The 18,813-nt window shown below is 70.4% G+C and carries 18 protein-coding genes; 14 read left to right on the top strand and 4 right to left on the bottom strand.

Annotated elements, in window-relative coordinates:
• Nucleotides 1-12: 12 nt before the first annotated feature.
• The 3 genes from ACFXC1_RS34060 to ACFXC1_RS34050 form a co-directional block, all read right to left on the bottom strand.
• Nucleotides 13-1,236 (bottom strand): DUF5667 domain-containing protein, encoded by a 1,224-nt coding sequence (locus ACFXC1_RS34060; RefSeq protein ID WP_381250178.1) that lies wholly within the window; start codon nt 1,234-1,236, stop codon nt 13-15.
• 233 nt (nt 1,237-1,469) lie between these two features.
• Nucleotides 1,470-2,243: an ECF subfamily RNA polymerase sigma factor, BldN family gene (locus ACFXC1_RS34055; RefSeq protein ID WP_019075382.1), complete on the bottom strand. Its 774-nt coding sequence runs from the start codon at nt 2,241-2,243 to the stop codon at nt 1,470-1,472.
• Between the two features lie 315 nt (nt 2,244-2,558).
• Entirely contained in the window at nt 2,559-3,500 is a 942-nt protein-coding gene (locus ACFXC1_RS34050) for an HAD family hydrolase (RefSeq protein ID WP_381250176.1), read from the bottom strand.
• Nucleotides 3,501-3,614: 114 nt separating this feature from the next.
• Between ACFXC1_RS34050 and ACFXC1_RS34045 the strand changes: the two genes are divergently transcribed.
• From ACFXC1_RS34045 to ACFXC1_RS34000, 10 genes are all read left to right on the top strand, one after another.
• Complete coding sequence (locus ACFXC1_RS34045; RefSeq protein WP_381250173.1) at nt 3,615-3,854, top strand: glutaredoxin family protein; 240 nt, start codon at nt 3,615-3,617, stop codon at nt 3,852-3,854.
• A gap of 247 nt (nt 3,855-4,101) precedes the next feature.
• Nucleotides 4,102-4,863: a redox-sensing transcriptional repressor Rex gene (locus tag ACFXC1_RS34040; protein WP_381250171.1), complete on the top strand. Its 762-nt coding sequence runs from the start codon at nt 4,102-4,104 to the stop codon at nt 4,861-4,863.
• Complete coding sequence (locus ACFXC1_RS34035; RefSeq protein WP_381250169.1) at nt 4,860-6,569, top strand: glutamyl-tRNA reductase; 1,710 nt, start codon at nt 4,860-4,862, stop codon at nt 6,567-6,569. Before ACFXC1_RS34040 ends, ACFXC1_RS34035 begins: the two co-directional genes overlap by 4 nt.
• The gene (gene hemC, locus ACFXC1_RS34030) at nt 6,566-7,525 is read left to right on the top strand and encodes a hydroxymethylbilane synthase (RefSeq protein WP_381250166.1); all 960 of its coding nucleotides are present in this window, start codon (nt 6,566-6,568) and stop codon (nt 7,523-7,525) included. Before ACFXC1_RS34035 ends, hemC begins: the two co-directional genes overlap by 4 nt.
• Nucleotides 7,522-9,228, top strand: a complete 1,707-nt coding sequence (locus ACFXC1_RS34025; protein WP_359609112.1) for a bifunctional uroporphyrinogen-III C-methyltransferase/uroporphyrinogen-III synthase — start codon at nt 7,522-7,524, stop codon at nt 9,226-9,228. Before hemC ends, ACFXC1_RS34025 begins: the two co-directional genes overlap by 4 nt.
• Nucleotides 9,229-9,401: 173 nt before the next feature.
• Nucleotides 9,402-9,671 carry a helix-turn-helix domain-containing protein gene (locus ACFXC1_RS34020; RefSeq protein ID WP_381250163.1) on the top strand — a complete coding sequence of 90 codons (270 nt, stop codon included), beginning with the start codon at nt 9,402-9,404 and terminating at the stop codon, nt 9,669-9,671.
• Nucleotides 9,672-9,798: 127 nt separating this feature from the next.
• Nucleotides 9,799-10,632: a C39 family peptidase gene (locus tag ACFXC1_RS34015; protein ID WP_381250160.1), complete on the top strand. Its 834-nt coding sequence runs from the start codon at nt 9,799-9,801 to the stop codon at nt 10,630-10,632.
• Nucleotides 10,632-11,831 (top strand): hypothetical protein, encoded by a 1,200-nt coding sequence (locus tag ACFXC1_RS34010; RefSeq protein ID WP_381250157.1) that lies wholly within the window; start codon nt 10,632-10,634, stop codon nt 11,829-11,831. Before ACFXC1_RS34015 ends, ACFXC1_RS34010 begins: the two co-directional genes overlap by 1 nt.
• A gap of 64 nt (nt 11,832-11,895) precedes the next feature.
• Nucleotides 11,896-12,891, top strand: a complete 996-nt coding sequence (gene hemB / locus ACFXC1_RS34005; RefSeq protein WP_381250154.1) for a porphobilinogen synthase — start codon at nt 11,896-11,898, stop codon at nt 12,889-12,891.
• 35 nt (nt 12,892-12,926) lie between these two features.
• The gene (locus ACFXC1_RS34000; protein WP_381250152.1) at nt 12,927-13,292 is read left to right on the top strand and encodes a DUF805 domain-containing protein; all 366 of its coding nucleotides are present in this window, start codon (nt 12,927-12,929) and stop codon (nt 13,290-13,292) included.
• Nucleotides 13,293-13,300: 8 nt separating this feature from the next.
• On the opposite strand, the gene ACFXC1_RS33995 is transcribed toward ACFXC1_RS34000, so the two are convergent.
• A complete protein-coding gene (locus ACFXC1_RS33995; RefSeq protein WP_381250149.1) occupies nt 13,301-13,456 on the bottom strand; it encodes a hypothetical protein in 156 nt (51 codons plus the stop codon).
• 272 nt (nt 13,457-13,728) lie between these two features.
• Here ACFXC1_RS33995 and ACFXC1_RS33990 point away from each other — a divergent pair, with 272 nt between their 5' ends.
• The 4 genes from ACFXC1_RS33990 to ACFXC1_RS33975 all read left to right on the top strand — a co-directional run bounded on the left by ACFXC1_RS33990 (nt 13,729) and on the right by ACFXC1_RS33975 (nt 18,802).
• On the top strand, nt 13,729-14,631 hold the full coding sequence (locus ACFXC1_RS33990; RefSeq protein ID WP_381250146.1) for an SAM-dependent methyltransferase: 903 nt from the start codon (nt 13,729-13,731) through the stop codon (nt 14,629-14,631).
• Nucleotides 14,632-14,713: 82 nt separating this feature from the next.
• Nucleotides 14,714-15,931 (top strand): aminotransferase-like domain-containing protein, encoded by a 1,218-nt coding sequence (locus tag ACFXC1_RS33985; RefSeq protein WP_381250144.1) that lies wholly within the window; start codon nt 14,714-14,716, stop codon nt 15,929-15,931.
• 106 nt (nt 15,932-16,037) lie between these two features.
• Nucleotides 16,038-17,939 (top strand): FHA domain-containing protein, encoded by a 1,902-nt coding sequence (locus ACFXC1_RS33980; protein ID WP_381250141.1) that lies wholly within the window; start codon nt 16,038-16,040, stop codon nt 17,937-17,939.
• A gap of 35 nt (nt 17,940-17,974) precedes the next feature.
• Nucleotides 17,975-18,802 carry an arylamine N-acetyltransferase family protein gene (locus ACFXC1_RS33975; protein ID WP_381250138.1) on the top strand — a complete coding sequence of 276 codons (828 nt, stop codon included), beginning with the start codon at nt 17,975-17,977 and terminating at the stop codon, nt 18,800-18,802.
• Nucleotides 18,803-18,813 lie beyond the last annotated feature (11 nt).

Raw genomic sequence — 18,813 nt, 5'->3', positions numbered from 1 at the left:
GGTGTTGATCGCCTAGCTCGCGTCCTCGCCGTCGATGCCCAGGCCGGGCAGCAGGCCCGGCAGGAGCGGTGGGAGCGTGACGTCCGGTTCGGTGATCGAGGGCTTGCTGGTGGACGGGGAAGCCGTGCCGGAGGACTTCGGGGGGTCGAGGAGGCCGCCCGTGTTGCCGCCGAGGAGGCCGTCGCCGTCGGTGGTGGACTCGCTGGGGGTGCTGGAGTGGCCGCCCTTGCTCGCCGGGGAGTCCGCTGTGTCGCTCGGTGTGGTCGAGCGGTGCGAGCCCGTGGAGCCGGTGGACTCCGTGTCGGGCGCGCGGTGCCTGCCGGTGCCGCCGCCGGTCTTGGCCGGGGGCTGGGGCAGCAGCGACTGGAGCGGGGCGACCTCTTCGTCTATGGCGTCGAAGACCGAGGAGACCTGGTCGCTGACGTCGCCGAGCTGGACGGGGAGGCGGTCGCGCAGGGCGCCCCATGCCTCGCGGTGCGAGCGGGAGAACGCGGAGAGGGCCTGGATGGGCCCCAGCGAGTTCGGGTCCTGCTCGTACGCCTCGTGCAGCAGCCGGTGGCCCTCGGACGCGTCGTGCGTCATCCCGGCGAGCGTGCGGCGGATCTCGCCGAGCTGCTCGTGGTCGAGGTGGCCGCTACGGTCCCGCTCCATCAGCCGGCGTGCCTCGCTCAGGCGATTGGACGCCTGGTCGAGGTAGGCCACTCCGCGCTGGTTGTCGCCGTCGGACAGGTAGTTGAGCTTGAAGTCCTCGATGCCGCGCTTCAGGCCGTAGAGGCCGTCGCCGGGCAGGGCGTCGGAGCTGGCGGCGGCGACTCCGCCGAAGGCTCCGGCGGCGACTCCGACGCTCAGGCCGCCGGCCGCGAGGCCCTTGCTGAGCCGGGACCGGGGTCGCAGCTTGCCCAGTCCGGTGGCCCGGTGGGTGCCCCGGGACCGGTGGGATCGCTGCTCCGGTACCGAAGGTTGTGGTGCCTCGCCTCCTTGCAGCATGGCCTCGAACGCGGCGACCAGCTGAGCCCGCTGAACGACCTTGACCTCGGGGTCCAGCACGGGTTTGGGCAGCTCGCCGAGACCGGTGGCGAAGGCCAGCATGCGGCCCTGCTCGGTCTGTTCCGCAGCAGCCGGGGCCGGTGCCGGTCCTTCGGACTGCTCGGCCGCCGTGCCCCGGTCGGACTGCTCCTCTTCCAGGGCCTGGGCGAAGGCGTTCGCCCGCCGGTGCGCCGATACGTTCGCGATCACTGGCGGCACCTCCTCTCGTCATGACGGTCGACTCCCCAGGGGGTCCTGAGGGTTGCACCTCCTGACCGCATCCACACGATCGAGTGATCGGGGAGGGTCAGGGTGTGACCACAGGGAGCCTGTATCCCGCACAACGAGTGGCGCGGCACTTGGGTTACGGACGGCGGATGATCCGACCGCGAACTCAACGGACTTTCACTGAGCGCGAGTTGGGCGTTACCGAGCGTGTGCCGTCAGCGGGCGTCGTCCGGGAGGAGCCGGGCGAGAGTGCGCACGGCCCGGTACTGGAGGGTCTTGATCGCGCCCTCGTTCTTGCCCATCACGCGGGCGGTCTCCGCGACGGAGAGGCCCTGGAGGAAGCGGAGCGTGACGCACTCCTGCTGCTGGGGGTTGAGCCGTCGTACGGCGTCGAGGAGGGCGGCGTTCGACAGGGACTCCAGGACGGAGTCCTCGGGGGAGCGCGCGACCTCGTTGGCGTCGAGCATCTCGCCGGTGGTCACTTCCAGCCGGAAGCGGCTCGACTTGAAGTGGTCCGCGACGAGGTTGCGGGCGATGGTCACCAGCCAGGCGCCGAAGTCGCGCCCCTGCCAGGTGAAGGTGCCGATGCGGCGCAGGGCGCGCAGAAAGGTCTCGCTGGTGAGGTCCTCGGCGGTGGCTTTGCCTCCCACTCGGTAGTAGATGTACCGGTACACAGTGTCGCTGTACTGGTCGTAGAGGCGGCCGAAGGCGTCGGCTTCGCCGGCCTGGGCACGCTCCACGAGGTCCATCATCCGGGCGCTGTCGCTGTCAGCGGCCGGACGGCGTGCGGTGGCGGCGCCGGCCGAGCGCCCTCGTCTGCCAACGGCCGCGCCGCCGTCGGCCAGTGCATAGCACGGACCGACGGGTGCGGTGGTGGCGAAGGCGGCGGGGACGGCGTACGCGGTGGGGACGAAGCCGCGCAACAGGTCCTGGACCGTTGCGCGCAGCGTAGCCAGGCCCGAGGCGTCAACCCCGACGTGTGGGTACACGGGACTCCCAGAGGCAGAGCTTCCATCACGTGCAGTACCGGAACGTTCACCCGTCGTAGCGACAGAGAGGTGCCGGATTGCGTCTGAGGAGAATAACGCTTCGTACAGGCGCTGCTACACCCAGTTGCTCAAATCATCGATTACGTCGCTTCTGTAACCGATTGACGCTCGATCAAGTACCGCAGAGTGAACGGTTGTTGATCAGAACAGTCCGAATTCAGTCAGGGAGCAGGGCGTGTTGTGGCCGTGTGCAGCCAACGTGACTGGACAGCGGGTTACGCGGGTACGACACGTGGATTGGCTGTGTTTACCGCGTCACCGGCGTCGGCGATGCAATGCGATCGCCGCGGCCGTGCCGCCCGCCACCGCGCCCACACCGGCCGCCGCCGGGATGCCGACCTTGGCCGCCCTGCGGGCCGTGCGGTAGTCGCGCAACCGCCAGTCCAACTGCCGGGCGTGCTTGCGCAGCTTGGCGTCCGGGTTGATGGCGTAGGGGTGCCCGACCAGCGAGAGCATCGGGATGTCGTTGTGCGAGTCGCTGTACGCGGCGCACCGGGAGAGGTCCAGGCCCTCCGCCGCGGCCAGCGCCTTGACCGCCTCCGCCTTCGCGGGGCCGTGCAGCGGTTCGCCGACCAGTTTGCCGGTGTAGACGCCGTCGACGGACTCCGCGACCGTGCCGAGCGCGCCGGTGAGGCCGAGGCGGCGGGCGATCACATTGGCGATCTCCACCGGGGCCGCTGTGACGAGCCACACCTTCTGGCCCGCGGCGAGGTGCGCCTCGGCGAGGGCGCGGGTGCCGGGCCAGATGCGCTCGGCCATGTACTCGTCGTAGATCTCCTCGCCGATCGACTGGAGTTCGGCGACGCGGTGGCCCTTGACGATGGACAGCGCGGAGTCGCGCGCGTCCTGCATGTGCTCGGGGTCCTCGGAGCCGGCGAGCCTGAACCAGGCCTGCTGCCAGGCGAACTTGAGGAGGTCGCGGGTCTCGAAGAACTTCCGTTTGTGCAGGCCGCGGCCGAAGTGGAAGATCGACGCGCCCTGCATGACGGTGTTGTCGAGGTCGAAGAAGGCGGCTGCTCTGTCGTCACCGAGCACCGGGAACTCCGGTTCCTGGGGTGCCTCTTCGGCGAGGGCGTCCTCTATGTCCTGGACATCCTGCGACGACTTGCGCGCTGCCTCCGCAGAGGCCTCGCCTGCCAACACGCTCCGCGCCGTGGCGGAGCGCCTACGGGGAGTGAGCCATCCGAGAGCGGCCATGTCGTGAGCATAGCCAGTTTGTTCGGTGGTTCCGGAGCCGAGAGGTACGGAGGCTGTGAACTCTCCGCGACCGGGCCGTTAAAGAAGTGGCCCGACGGCGTGAGAATGGGGTGCATGAGTCATGTCGTCACCCTTATCGGGAAGCCCGGCTGTCATCTGTGCGAGGACGCGCAGCTCGTCGTGGAGAAGGTCTGCGCCGACCTCGGGGTCGCCTGGGAACAGAAGGACATCACGGTGGACCAGCGTCTGCACGACGAGTACTGGGAGCAGATCCCGGTCGTCCTGGTGGATGGGAAACAGCACACTTTCTGGCGGGTGGACGAGGGCCGCCTGCGCCGGGAACTGACCAAGTAGTTCAACGCGCACCCGAACGTCGCTTAGGATCGACGGCGGTTTGGTCTCGGGGGCGGGAATTACGAGGAGTGTGGCGGTTTTGCCCCCTGGAATGCGTCGGGAACGCGTGTGCGTGACCCCGGTCACGTTGGGTGGGCAAATCGGACACCATCTTTGTGCACGCGTTCACAAAGACATAGCCTGCTTCCGACGGGGCGGTCTGGGTTCGTGTGACCGCCCACAGCCCCGCTCTACCCGCAGGAGCACCGTGGCAACTGGCCGAACTCACCGACCGGCGACCCGTAGCCGAGGGATTCCCGAGGCCACCGTCGCCCGTCTCCCGTTGTACCTCCGCGCGCTGACCGGACTGTCGGAGCGCTCGGTACCCACGGTCTCCTCCGAGGAGCTGGCCGCCGCCGCGGGCGTCAACTCCGCGAAGCTGCGCAAGGACTTCTCCTACCTCGGCTCCTACGGCACCCGTGGTGTGGGCTACGACGTCGAGTACCTCGTCTACCAGATCTCCCGCGAACTGGGCCTGACCCAGGACTGGCCGGTCGTGATCGTCGGCATCGGAAACCTCGGCGCCGCCCTCGCCAACTACGGCGGGTTCGCCTCGCGCGGCTTCCGTGTCGCCGCCCTCATCGACGCCGACCCGGCGATGGCCGGCAAGCCCGTCGCGGGCATCCCGGTGCAGCACTCGGACGAGCTGGAAAAGATCATCAGCGACAACGGCGTCTCGATCGGCGTCATCGCGACCCCCGCCGGTGCCGCCCAGCCGGTCTGCGACCGCCTTGTGGCCGCCGGTGTGACGTCCATCCTGAACTTCGCGCCGACCGTGCTGACCGTCCCGGACGGCGTCGACGTCCGCAAGGTCGACCTCTCCATCGAGCTGCAGATCCTCGCCTTCCACGAGCAGCGCAAGGCCGGTGAGGAAGCCGCCGCCGAGGCCGCGCACCCGGCCGCCGCGCACCGCGGCGACTCCGCCGAGCAGGGCCCTGACGGGGACGTCCCCGCCGTGATGCCGGCATGAGTCTCCTCGTCGTCGGGCTGAGCCACCGCAGCGCCCCGGTCAGCGTCCTGGAGCGGGCGACGCTGAACACGGACGCCCAGTTCAAGCTCCTCCAGGACACGGTCGCCGCCGAACCGGCCACCGAGGCCGCGCTGTTGGCCACCTGCAACCGCATCGAGCTCTACGCCGACGTGGACAAGTTCCACGCGGGCGTCGCCGAACTGTCCACGCTGCTCGCCCAGCACAGCGGGGTCGGCCTGGACGAGCTCACTCCTTATCTCTACGTGCACTACGAGGACCGGGCCGTCCACCACCTCTTCTCGGTGGCCTGCGGCCTCGACTCGATGGTGGTCGGCGAGGGCCAGATCCTCGGCCAGATCAAGGACTCGCTGGCCAAGGCGCAGGAACTGCACTCCGCCGGGCGGCTGTTGAACGACTTGTTCCAGCAGGCCCTCCGCGTCGGCAAGCGCGCCCACTCCGAGACCGGCATCGACCGCGCGGGCCAGTCCCTGGTCACCTTCGGCCTTCAGCAGCTCTCCTCCGGGGCGCCGGTCGAGGCCTGGGCCAAGGGGAAACGCGCGCTGGTGATCGGCGCGGGCTCCATGTCGTCGCTGGCCGCCGCGACCCTCGCGCGTGCCGGGGTCGCCGAGATCGTCGTCGCCAACCGCACCTCCGACCGCGCCGAGCGGCTCGCCCAGATCATCACCGAGAGCCCCGAAACGGACGTGTCGGCCCGCGCGGTACCGATGGAATCGGTGCCGTTCGAGCTGACACGTGCCGATGTCACCGTGTCCTGCACGGGCGCGACGGGCCTGGTCCTGACGGCCGACACGATCGCGGGAGCGGTCGAGGGCCGGGTGCCGCAGGACGCCACGGCCGGTCGTACGGATGTCAAGGACGACGTACGCGAAACGCTTCCGCCGACGTCCGTCGGGGCCGAGGACGGCTGTCCGCTGGACCTTTCCGCGGTGCAGGGTGCGACCGGCTTCTCCGTGATGGGGGAGGCGGCCGTGGCCGGGATGGACGCGGCGACGCTGGAGCAGCACGCGGCCTGGGTCGCCGGGGCCGGTGTCGACCGGCGCGAGAGCAGCCGTCGTACGCCCGAGGCGGAGGCGGAGCTCATCGCCGAGCTCGCCACCATGGCCGTGACCGTCGGCCGGATCCCCGAGCGGCGCAGGCCCGAGCCCGTGGTACGGATCCCGCGCCCGGCGCCGGTGTTGTCGCTGCTCGACCTCGCGATGCCGCGGGATGTCGACGCGGCCGTGCACCGGGTGGCCGGGGTGCGGCTGGTGGACATCGAGTCGCTCGCCGAGGCCTCGGCGGACGCTCCGATGGCGGCCGATGTGGACGCGGTCCGGCGTATCGTCTCCGACGAGGTCGCGGCCTTCGGGGCAGCTCTGCGGGCCGCGCACATCACGCCGACCGTGGTCGCCCTGCGCGCCATGGCCGCCGATGTCGTGGCGAACGAGATCGCCCGGCTCGACGGACGGCTGCCCGGCCTCGACGACAAGCACCGCGCCGAGATCACGCAGACGGTACGACGTGTTGTGGACAAGCTGCTGCACGCGCCGACGGTACGGGTCAAGCAGCTCGCGGCCGAGCCCGGCGGTGCCGGGTACGCGGACGCGCTGCGCACCCTGTTCGACCTCGACCAGGAGACGGTGGCCTCCGTCTCGCGGGCCGAAGAAGACTCTGAGAAGAACAGCAAGAACCGAGGGCTCGCATGAGTAGCAAGACACTGAGACTGGGGACGAGGCGAAGCAGACTCGCCCTGGCCCAGTCCGGGCTGGTGGCGGACGCCGTGAGCCAGGTGACCGGACGGCCCGTCGAGCTCGTCGAGATCACCACCTACGGCGACACCTCCCGCGAGCACCTCGCGCAGATCGGCGGCACGGGAGTCTTCGTGACCGCGCTGCGGGACGCGCTGCTCGGCGGTGAGGTCGACTTCGCGGTTCATTCGCTGAAGGACCTGCCGACCACGCAGCCCGAGGGCCTGGTGCTCGCCGCCGTACCCGAGCGCGAGGACCCGCGGGACGTGCTGGTCGCGCGCGACGCCCGGAAGTTCACCGACCTGCCCCGCGGGGCGCGCATCGGTACGGGCTCCCCGCGTCGTACGGCCCAGCTGAACGCGTACGCGCGCGGCCACGGCCTGGACATCGAGACGGTCCCGATCCGGGGCAACGTCGACACCCGGATCGGCTTCGTGCGGGACGGTGAGCTGGACGCCGTCGTCCTGGCCGCCGCCGGACTGAGCAGGATCGGCCGGCTCGACGAAGTGACCGACTTCCTGTCGGTCGACACGGTTCTGCCCGCCCCCGGCCAGGGGGCCCTGGCGATCGAGTGCGCCGCGGACAACGCGGACCTGATCGCGGCACTCGGCGAGCTCGACGACCCGTTCACGCGGGTCGCCGTGACTGCCGAAAGGTCCCTGCTCGCCGCCCTGGAGGCCGGCTGCTCCGCCCCTGTGGGCGCGCTGGCCGACCTTCTGGCCGACGGGCAGATTGTCAAGGAAATGCGCCTGCGCGGAATAGTCGGCACGACCGACGGTTCGCGTACGGTGCAGCTGTCCACCACCGGTCCCGTGCCCGAGACGCATGACCAAGCACTGACGCTCGGTCGCGAACTCGCCGCCGAGATGCTCGCCCAGGGCGCGGCCGGTCTGATGGGGGAGCAAGCCAAGTGAGCCCCACCACTCTTCCCGCCGCCGGTCCGGAACACGGGCACGTCACCTTCCTGGGTGCCGGACCCGGAGATCCGGGACTGCTCACACTGCGCGCCGTCGAGGCGCTGGCGAACGCGGACGTACTCGTCGCCGAGCACGAGGTGCTCGACGTCGTACGTGCGCACGCCCGACCTGGCGTTGCCGTCGTGCATCCGGATCCGGGTCCTTCTTCGGACTCGTTCCCGGGCACGGGCACGCCTCAACTAACGGTTGTTGACGGCGTGTCAACAACCGTTGGCCTACCCGCTGTGCGGGATGCGGCACATCTTGTCATGGAGGCCGCGCGGGGCGGCAGGCGGGTCGTGCGTGCGGTGTCCGGGGATCCCGGACTAGATACGTACGCCGCCGAGGAAATGCTCGCCTGTGTCGCCGCCGGTGTTCCCTTCGAGGTCGTGCCCGGTGTCGCCGCGGCCGTCGGCGTGCCCGCGTACGCCGGTGTCCCGCTGCGGGACGCGCAGGGCGCGGACGTCCGGTTCGTGGACGCCCGTACCGCCTCGGACCGCTGCTGGACCGAGGTCGGCGCGTCGGACGGCACGGTGGTCGTGTCGACGTCGCTGGACTCGGTGGCCTCGGCCGCCGGCGAACTGGTGGCGGCCGGCCGCAAGCCGGACACTCCGATGACGGTCACAGTGGCTGGTACGACCACTCGTCAGCGGACCTGGTCCGCGACGCTCGGCACGATCGCGCAGACGCTGAAGCAGGCGAAGGTGCTGCCGTCCCCGGACGGTGGCCGGCCGGTGATAGCCGTGGTCGGTGAGCGTTCCGCGGCCGCCCAGCGCGACCAGTTGTCGTGGTTCGAGTCCAAGCCGCTGTTCGGCTGGAAGGTCCTCGTCCCGCGCACGAAGGAGCAGGCGGCCTCGCTCTCCGACCAACTCCGGTCCTACGGCGCCGTCCCGCACGAGGTGCCGACGATCGCCGTCGAACCGCCGCGCACGCCCCAGCAGATGGAGCGCGCGGTCAAGGGCCTGGTGACGGGCCGCTACGAGTGGATCGCCTTCACGTCGGTCAACGCGGTGAAGGCCGTGAGTGAGAAGTTCGAGGAGTACGGGCTCGACGCGCGTGCCTTCGCGGGCATCAAGGTCGCCGCGGTGGGCGAGCAGACCGCCAAGGCGCTGATCGCGTTCGGTGTGAAGCCGGACCTGGTGCCCAGCGGTGAGCAGTCGGCCGCCGGTCTGCTTGAGGACTGGCCGCCGTACGACCCCGTCTTCGACCCGATCGACCGGGTGTTCCTGCCGCGTGCCGACATCGCCACCGAGACGCTTGTCGCCGGGCTGATCGAGCTGGGCTGGGAGGTCGACGACGTCACGGCCTACCGGACCGTGCGGGCCTCGCCGCCGCCGGCGGACACGCGGGAGGCGATCAAGGGGGGTGGCTTCGACGCCGTTCTCTTCACGTCGTCGTCCACCGTGCGGAACCTGGTCGGTATCGCCGGGAAGCCGCACAACGTGACCGTGATCGCGTGCATCGGTCCCGCCACGGCGAAGACGGCCGAGGAGCACGGGCTGCGGGTGGACGTGATGGCGCCGGAGCCGTCCGTGCACAAGCTGGCCGAGGCGTTGGCGAACTTCGGGCTGCGGAGGCGCGCGGCGGCGGAGGAGGCGGGGGATCCCGTTACTCGGCCGAGTGAGCGTCGGCCGGGGGCTCGGCGGCGGCGGACGACCTGACGGCCGGAGTCGGTTCAGGCATCGCGGTGAGCGCGGTGGTCCTTGGGGGCCGCCGCGCTCTTCGCGTGCCCGGGCCTCTTTGCGTGCCCTAAATATCTGAGCCCGCCGGAGCTTCCCCGGCTATCTTCACGTCATGTCCATGCTCTGACCGGCATGGGGATGAGGGGGAGTGCATGAGCCACGGGGGCTTGCCGCTCGACGGGATCGTCGCGGGGCATCGGGCGAGAGCGCGCCGGCTGATCCGGCTCAGTCCGCGCCAGCGGGAGGTGGCCGAGCTGGTGGCGGGCGGGTTGAGCGATCCGGAGATCGCGGTCCGGTTGTTCATCAGTCCGCGCACGGCGCGGGCGCATGTCGCCGACGTGCTGCGGCACTTGGAGGCGACCAGCCGGGTGGAGATCGCCTGCGCGGTGGTGCTGGCCCAAGTCGGCGGTTTCCTAGGGTAGTTACCTGTTGGTAACTGGCTGGGGAGCCGATGTGCCGTGAGTTCCCGACCGGTTGACTGGCGCTTCGACCTGATCGCCAGGGCTGTCGAAGCGCCGTCACGGCGCTTCCTCAAGGGGGAACCACACCATGCACAGACGCCATCGTCCCGCTCTCGCCTGCGCGCTGGCCGTCGGCGTGCTCACCGCCGGTCTCGTCGCGGGCCCGGCGCTCGCCGCCGACGACGCCGACGGGCCCGACGACACCGACCGCTCGTCGACGGAGATGGCCACCTCGGACGCCCTCTCCGGCGCGATCACCGACGACGCCGACGAGGCCGCCGCGGACACCGAGGGCAAGGCCGCCGCGACCGCCAAGTCCTTGCGGGTGATCGCCGCGCTGGCCACGCTGCCGGACGACGACGACGCCACCACGACGGACGACAGCGGGGCGACCGCCGCCGTCACGTACAAGACGCTCACGATCACCACGCAGATGCAGCAGCGCTCGTACTGGTGCGGCCCGGCCGCGGGCCGCGCCACACTCACCGCCTTCGGCGTCACCAAGACCCAGGGCGCGCTGGCCACCTCCATGAGGACGACCGTCGGCGGCACGGCCGCCTCGAAGATCTACACCACCCTGAACACCTACGAGAGCCGCAACTTCTACTACGACGACAAGGGCACGGCCAGCGCGAAGTACCTCTTCGCCCGTGTCAAGACCGACATCGGGAGCCTGAAGGCGCCGGTGATCCCGCTGGTCCAGGGCCACTCCCTGCCGATCTGGACCAGCAACGGCTACCACGGCCTGCACTTCATCAGCCTCTACGGCTACGGCAGCGACGGCGTCTCCATCAAGTACTTCGACCCGGCCGACGCGGACGTCCTGTACGGTCGCCACGTGGTCAACCGGAAGTACGTCTACGCCGCGATGAACGCCAAGTACGGCAGTGACAGCAAGGCCGACAACGAGCTGGTGTGGTAGTGCTCCGGCGTTCCCGGCTGCTGGTGCCGCTGCTCTGCGCGGCGGCACTGCTGGCCACCGGATGCGACGGCAACTCGGCGGCGGCGGACCGGACTTCGGCCTCACAGGCCGCACTGACCCCCCTCCGCCTGAAGCCGGTCTCCCCGGTGCCGCGCGCCCTGGCGAAGCTCGCGCCCGACGGCACCCTCGGTATGCCCAGGGGCTGGAACATCGACGGCTCGGGCGTGGTCCGTTCCGGGCGGAACCTGGCCTTCCTCGCCGTCCCGCCCACCGACTCGGCGTCCGACGGCCGGGGTTCCCAGACCTGGGTCGTGGACCCCGCCACCGGCACGGCCCGGCGCTACCGGCAGGTCGATTCCGGCTGGACGGCCAACACGGTCACCCTCGGATCCGGCTGGCTGCTGCGCGTGGAGAGCCGCCAACTCGACGGCTCCGACTGCGGGGACGCGGACTCGCAGGCCGCGGACTGCTACCGCTGGCGGCTGTACGGCCAGCCCCTCACCTCGTCCAGGCCGGTGCTGCTCGCCGAGTCGGCGCACGCCGGCCGCCAGAGCCAGGTGCCGCATCCGCTGGCCGACGGCGGCTCCTTCGTGTGGGAGGAGGCCGTGACCGGCGCCAAGGCGGGCGTCTTCCGCTGGACACCGGGCGGGGGCAAGGCCGTACGAGTCCTGACCCGCACCGGCTTCGGTCAACTCGACGCGGACGGCGGCACCTTGTACCTCACCGAGGGCAAGCTGTCGCGGGACGGCGGGACGAGTACCCGTACCACCTACCGCGTGGCCCTGCGGCAGCGGACGGCGGTCGCCGCGAAGGTGGCGACGTTCACCGGCGGCGGCGGGTTCGCCGTCCGGGGCGGGCGCATCGCCTACTACCCGCGCTCCGCCGACGAGAACACCAGGATCAAGGTCCTCACGATCGGCGCGAGGACCGCTCCGGTCGAGGTCGGCAGGACGATCAACGGCTTCTACACCGTCGACTGGATCACCAGGAACCGCCTGGTGACCTGGTCGATCAGCGGCTACGCCCTGAACGACGTCCGACAGCCCACCAAGGCGACCGTCTTCGCGGCCGACGCGGTCGGGCTCGGCGTGCCCAGGGGCTACGACGACACGTTGTACGTCGTCTACGACCCCTACCAGTTCGCCGATTCCAGGGGCGCCCGGCCGACCGTGCTGGCCTGGCGGCACTCCTCGTCGTGAGACACCCCGCGGGCCGACTGACCGTCGGCAAAGGCACCCGTGGGGCGGGCGTAGCGTAGATGGCATGACGACGTACGGATCCTTCCCCGGCTCGCGCCCCCGGCGGCTGCGGACCACCCCCGTCATGCGGCGGATGGTGGCCGAGACCCGGTTGCACCCGGCCGACTTCATCCTCCCGGCGTTCGTGCGGGAGGGCATCGGTGAGCCGGTGCCGATCGCGGCCATGCCCGGGGTCGTGCAGCACACGCGGGACAGTCTGAAGAAGGCCGCCGCCGAGGCCGTGGCCGCCGGGATCTCCGGGATCATGCTGTTCGGGGTGCCGGAGGAGAGCAAGAAGGACGCGTTCGGGACGCCGGGGACGGATCCGGACGGGATTCTCCAGGTCGCGCTGCGGGACGTGCGGGCCGAGGTGGGGGACGAGCTGCTCGTCATGTCCGACCTGTGTCTGGACGAGACCACCGACCATGGGCACTGTGGCGTGCTTGATGATCAGGGGCGCGTCGACAATGACGCCACCCTTGAGCGGTATGCCGAGATGGCTCAGGTGCAGGCCGACGCCGGGGCTCATGTGGTCGGGCCGAGCGGGATGATGGACGGGCAGATCGGGGTCGTCCGGGACGCGCTCGACCAGATCGGGCGGGAGGACGTCGCGATCCTCGCCTATACGGCCAAGTACTCGTCCGCGTTCTACGGGCCGTTCCGCGAGGCTGTCGGGTCCTCGCTCAAGGGGGACCGCAAGACGTACCAGCAGGACCCGGCCAACGCCCGGGAATCCCTGCGGGAGTTGGCGCTCGATCTCGAAGAGGGCGCCGACATGGTGATGGTGAAGCCGGCCGGGCCCTATCTCGACATCCTCGCGAAGGTCGCCGAGGCGGTGGACGTGCCGGTCGCCGCCTACCAGATCTCCGGCGAGTACTCGATGGTCGAGGCCGCCGCCGAGAAGGGCTGGCTGGACCGGGACCGGGCGATCTTCGAGACGCTGACCGGGATCAAGCGGGCCGGGGCGCGGAACATCCTGACCTACTGGGCGGTCGAGGCAGCCCTTAAGCTGCGCGACTGAGAATGCGGGATCCGGCGGCCGGGCAGGGGGCAGCTGTGCACTGGTTCGTTGAGGCGATGCGGAAGTACGCCGACTTCGGCGGGCGGGCGCGGCGCCTGGAGTACTGGACGTTCGTGGCGGTCGTCAACGTCGGCTATGTCGTGCTGGTCGGATTCGGCGCCTCGGGGTGGTCGCCGGCGCTCGTCGTCGCCGCGTTCGTGTTCAGCGTGATGCTTCTGCTGCCGGGCCTCTCCGTGACCGTGCGGCGGCTGCACGACACGGACCACTCGGGGTGGTGGGCCCTCGTCGGGCTCGTGCCGTTCGTCGGGACCGTCGTGATGCTGATCTTCCTGCTGACGGAGAGCGAGCCGGGCGAGAACCGGTTCGGTCCGTGTCCCAAGCGGATTCCGGCGCACGCCTGACCTGTTGGTCAGCGAGCGGTCGCGGTCGGTGCGGGAGTCGTGCCCGACGGGCCCTCGTCGCGTACGCCCATGCCGTCCGCGCAGCCCGTGAGCAGCAGCGCGGCGAGTACGGCCGCCGTCGCGGAGACGGCCAGGAGGCGGACGCGGATCGTGCGGACGGGCATGGGTCCCCCCGCCGGAGCGATGCGATGCGGTACGGGTTGCAGCTCGGGCGGTCGGGCCCGCGCGCTGCGGCCGGCGCGGGATTCGGGACGCCCGGACCGTCCCGCCCTCGCTGACCTGCGGGGATGTCGTCCCGTCCGGGCGCGGTACGGGACGCCGGGAGGATGCCGGGGCCCTTCCTCCCACTTGGGCACCATCAAGTCCCGCCGGGAGTTAGGTTGTTGACCACTGCACCGGTTGACGTTCGAATGACCCACTCTTCTGGGAGACACGCATGCCCGGCGACGCCCTCAGCCAAGATCCCGCCGAGCTGAGAAGGAGGATCGACACCACCAAGGCGCACCCGGCCCGCGTCTACGACGTCTTCCTCGGCGGCAAGGACAACTACCCCGTCGACCGCCAGGCGGCCGCCGCCGCGCTCGCCGCCAACCCGCGCGGCTATCTCGACGTCCGGCACAACCGGGACTTCATGCGCCGCGCGGTGACCCGGCTGACGCAGGAGCACGGGGTCCGCCAGTTCCTCGACATCGGCACCGGGCTGCCCACCGCGGAGAACGTGCACCAGATCGCCCAGGGCATCGCCCCCGAGTCGCGGATCGTGTACGTCGACAACGACCCCGTGGTCCTGGCGCACGCCCGCGCGCTGCTCACCAGCACGGACGAGGGTCGCACCGACTACATCGACGCCGACCTGCGCCGCCCGGACGACATCCTCGAACAGGCCGCCAAGACCCTCGACTTCAACGAGCCGATCGCGCTGCTGCTGGTGGCGGTCCTGCACTTCGTCGAGGACGAGGAGGCGTATCCGCTGGTGCGCGATCTGGTGGACGTGCTGCCGTCCGGCAGTCATGTCGTGCTCAGCCACCTCACCGACGAGATGCACCCGATCCCGACCCGCGCGGTGCAACGGACGTACACGGAGCGGGGGTTCACCTTCGTCTTCCGTACGAAGGCTGAGGTCGAGCGATTCTTCACCGAGACCCCGGGGCTGACCCTGGACGAGCCCGGTGTGATCCCCGCCCACCAGTGGCACCCCGGCCCGGCGCCCGCGCCGCCGGCCGTGGACCCGGCGTACTTCGACACCCTCGACGACATCGAGAAGATCACCTACCGGGACATCAACGATGTGACGGACGACGACATCAACGTGTACGGGGCGACCGGCACGAAGGCCTGATCGCGCCGGGCCGAAAACCCGAAGGCGACCGGATCGCGGAAACCTGTTTGTAGGCGCCAGGTATCTTCCTAGGCTGCCGGGCATGGCCATCACCGAGTCAGTCCCCGTGCCCCTTGCCCCGCTCCCGCCGCTCGCCGCCCGGGCCCGTGCGATCGGCGGTTCGCCGGTGCGGGACATCCTCGCCGTCACCGCCCGCCCCGAGGTGATCAACTTCGCGGGCGGGCTCCCGGCCCCCGAACTCTTCGACGCCACCGGTATCGCCGCGGCCTACCAGGCGGTGTTCGACGGGACGCCCGCGCGGGCGTTGCAGTACGCGACGACCGAGGGCGAGCCGGTGCTGCGGGCCGCGCTCGCCGAGCGGATCTCCGTCCGCGGGCTGCCCACCGACGCCGACGACCTGCTCGTCACCACCGGTTCGCAGCAGGCGCTCTCGCTGCTGGCGACCGCGCTGCTGGAGCCGGGGGACGTCGTCCTGGTCGAAAGTCCCTGTTATCTGGCGGCACTTCAGGTCTTCGCGTTCGCCGGCGCGCGGATCGTCGCCGTGCCGGGGGACGCAGAGGGGCTCGATCCCGAGGTGCTGGACGAACTCGTCGTCCGCGAACGGCCCAAGCTGCTCTACACCGTGCCGACCTTCCAGAATCCCACCGGCCGCACTCTGCCCGCCGCCCGCCGGGGCGCGGTCGCCGCCGTCGCCGCGCGGCGCGGGCTGTGGATCGTGGAGGACGACCCCTACGGCGAACTCCGCTTCGAGGGCGCGCGGTTGCCGTGGATCGCGGCCCACGAGGGGGCGGCGGACCGTACGGTGCTGCTCGGCTCCTTCTCCAAGGTGATGGCCCCGGGGCTGCGGCTCGGGTGGCTGCGGGCGCCAATCGACCTGCTGCGGGCCTGTGTTGTCGCCAAGCAGGCCGCCGACCTGCACACGCCGACCCTCAACCAGCTCGCGGCGGCACGGTACTTGGCGGACAACGACCTCGACGCGCATGTGGCACGGGTGGCCGCCGTGTACCGGGAGCGGCGGGACGCCATGCTCGGCGGGCTTGCCGACTCACTCCCCGAGGGGTCGAGTTGGGAGCGGCCCGAGGGCGGCATGTTCCTGTGGGCGCGGCTTCCGGAGTCGTACGACACGACGGAGCTGCTGGCGCGGGTGGTGCGGCAGGACGTGGCCTATGTGCCGGGCGCGCCCTTCTACGCCGGGGAGCCCGAGCGGTCGACGATGCGGCTGTGCTTCGTGACGCAGACGCCGGGGGAGATCCGGGAGGGGCTCAGGAGGCTGGGGGAGGGATTGAGGGCCGGGGCCTGAATCCCCTTGGTAACGGGTCGAGTTGGCCTCTGGAATACTTGATCAAGCAAGCATAGAGTCGATGTGTCACAGCGCTGCTGATGTCATCACCCTGGAAGGAAGTGCCATGGCACCGGTGCTCGTCGGACGCGAAGGCCTGCTCGCGGGAGAGCGCATCCCGATCGTCGACACCCGCGTCACCTTCGGACGCAACGCGGGGAACACGGTCGTCATCGCCAGCCCCAGTGTCTCCCGCTTCCACGCGGAGATCGTCTTCGACCAGGACCAGGGCTACGTCCTGAGCGACTGCGGCAGCAGCAACGGCACGCAGGTCAACGGCGAGGAGATCGAGTCCAGGCTGCTCCAGGCAGGCGATGAAATCACCATCGGCGACCAGGAGTTCCGCTTCGAGGTCGCGGACGCCATGCAGACCCTCATGGCGCTCAACCTGCCCCGCTCGGTGACCCACCCTGAGGAGAGCGACGGCTCGGTGCTGCGGGTCACCGTCGTCGGCGGCGGCCCGGTCGGGCTGACCACGGCCCTGCTCCTGGAGCACTTCCTCGGCGCCCAGGTCAGGATCACGGTCTACGAGGGCCGGTGGCGCAGGCAGGGCCGTACCGTCGTCTGGAAGGGCGCGGACGAGGGCAACGTACGGCGCCAGCAGGTGGTGACCGTGCAGAGCCGGCAGTACCTCGCCTGGCCGCAGTACGTGCAGGACCGGCTCTTCGACCCCGAGAACTTCACCGAGATGTGGCCGTCGGGCCCGGACTCGATCGGCGACCACCATCCGCGCAACATGCGGATCGCCTACATCGAGGACCAGTTGCTGGAGCTGGCGAACGAGAAGCGGGACCGCATCCGGCTGATCCCCGCCAAGTTCGACGCGGCGGAACAGCGGGACGAACTCGCCTCGCAGCATGTGCTGGCGATCTGCGACGGCGGCCGGTCGCGCACCCGGGAGCACTTCGCGGGCCGGTTCGGCAAGGCCGACGAGTCGATCTACTCCCTCGACGGCGTCCATCTGCGGGACGTCGTTCTCGGCCTGCGCGTCAAGTCGGAACTCCCCGACCCCATGGCGATCCTGCTGACGGTCGCTCAGAACCGGTTCCTGCTCAACTCGTTGCGCGGCGAGGGCTTCCTCAACATGCGGCTCACCGACTCCGAGCTGACGGAGGTCATCGGCATCGACCCGGTCCGCCGGGTCTTCGAGGAGTGCATCGCCTCCCGCCCGTGTCTGATGAACCGCGACGAGCACGGCGACTTCCAGTGCGCCACCCACGGCACGCTGTTCCTCCCCGCCCTCATCAAGGGCTCGCCCCTGTGGAAGCGGGTGCACGAAGGGCTGCGGCTCTTCGACGTCAAGTCCCAGGACCTGTCCGCGGTCACCAGCTTCCGCCTCGACATGGTGCAACGCCCGCGCTTCTCCGCCGAGTTGCTGCCCCCGACCGTCAACACCCCCGGCACCTACGGCTTCCTGCTCGGCGACGCGGCCAACTCCATCCACTTCTGGCCCGGCCGCGGCCTCAACAGCGGCCTGGCGTCCGCGATTTCACTGGCCCGCTCCCTCAACAGCGCCTGGAACGGCCGGCCCTTCCGCGACGCCGACTTCCTGCGGCACGAGGCCGCCATGTCGATGCTCCAGTACCGGCACAAGAGCCGCGCCTGGAAGGCCATGGTCACCACCGACGACCAGGGCGTCACCTGGGCCATCAAGGACATCATCGACCACGGCATCGACGGCATCACCGAGGAACCCGACCGCGAGGCGGACACGGCCACGCTGCTGGCACGCATGGCGGCGATCCGCGACCGCCTCGCCCCCCGCCTGCCCGGCATGCCGGACGACGAGGCGATCCTCGAACGCCTCGGCACCCTGGAGGACCGCACCCTGCGCATGCTCGTCCTCAGCGGCGCCTGGGACACCCTCACGATGGGCGGCGAGGAGGTCGACATCGACATCTTCTACGGCCCCGACTCCTCGGCGGCGGCTGCGGCGGTGGAGGCGCTGGAGCCGGCCACGCAGCAGTGAGCCGGGGGATCCCTTGTGTTGCCTAGGCTGGTCGCATGTCCGACAGTGATGGCTTCGACCTCGACGAATACCTCGAACACCTCGGGTGGGCGGGGGAGCGGCGGCCCGACACGGCGACGCTGAAGGGGGTGCACCTCGCGCACATGCGGGGCATCCCCTTCGAGAACCTCGACGCGCTCCGCCGTACCGCTCCCTCCCTCGAACTGCCCGATCTGATGGCCAAGTTGGTGCGCAGCCGGCGCGGTGGCTACTGCTACGAACAGAACACGCTGCTCGCCACCGCGCTCCGGGCGCTCGGCTTCGGGGTGACCCTGCTGACGGCGCGGGTGGTCGTGGGCACGGACCGGATCGAGAGCCGCCCGCGCACCCATATGACGCTCCGGGTCGAAGTGCCGGGTGACCCGCAGCCCTATCTGGCCGACGTCGGGTTCGGGGCGATCGGCGCGCTGCTGGAACCGGTGCCGCTGGTGCTCGGCGGGGAGTTCGAGGACGCGGGGCGCCGACACCGGTTCGTCCGGGTGCCGCATCTCGGCCCGCTGGAGATGTGGATGCTGGAGGCCTACGGCGCCGGCGGCTCCTGGCAGCCGCAGTACGCCTTCACCCAGGAGCCCTTCGAGCACGTCGACTTCGAGGTCATCAACTGGCACATCGCGACGAACCCGCGCTCCCCCTTCACCCAGCGTCTGTTCGTTCAGAGGGTGACTGCCGAGCGCCATCTCCTGCTCCACGGAAGCCTGTTGACCGAGACGCGGGCCGACGGGGAAGTGCGTAAGCGGGAGTTGGCGGATGAGGGGGACGTACGGCGGGTGCTGGAGGAGGAGTTCGACATCGAGGCGCCGGAGGGCATGAAGCTGCTGACCTGAACGGACGACGA

The sequence above is a fragment of the Streptomyces hokutonensis genome, from assembly GCF_042751305.1.
In the GTDB taxonomy this organism is placed as follows: domain Bacteria; phylum Actinomycetota; class Actinomycetes; order Streptomycetales; family Streptomycetaceae; genus Streptomyces; species Streptomyces hokutonensis_A.
Note: the sequence above shows the minus strand (reverse complement) of the source record. Positions and strands in the feature narration are given on the sequence as shown.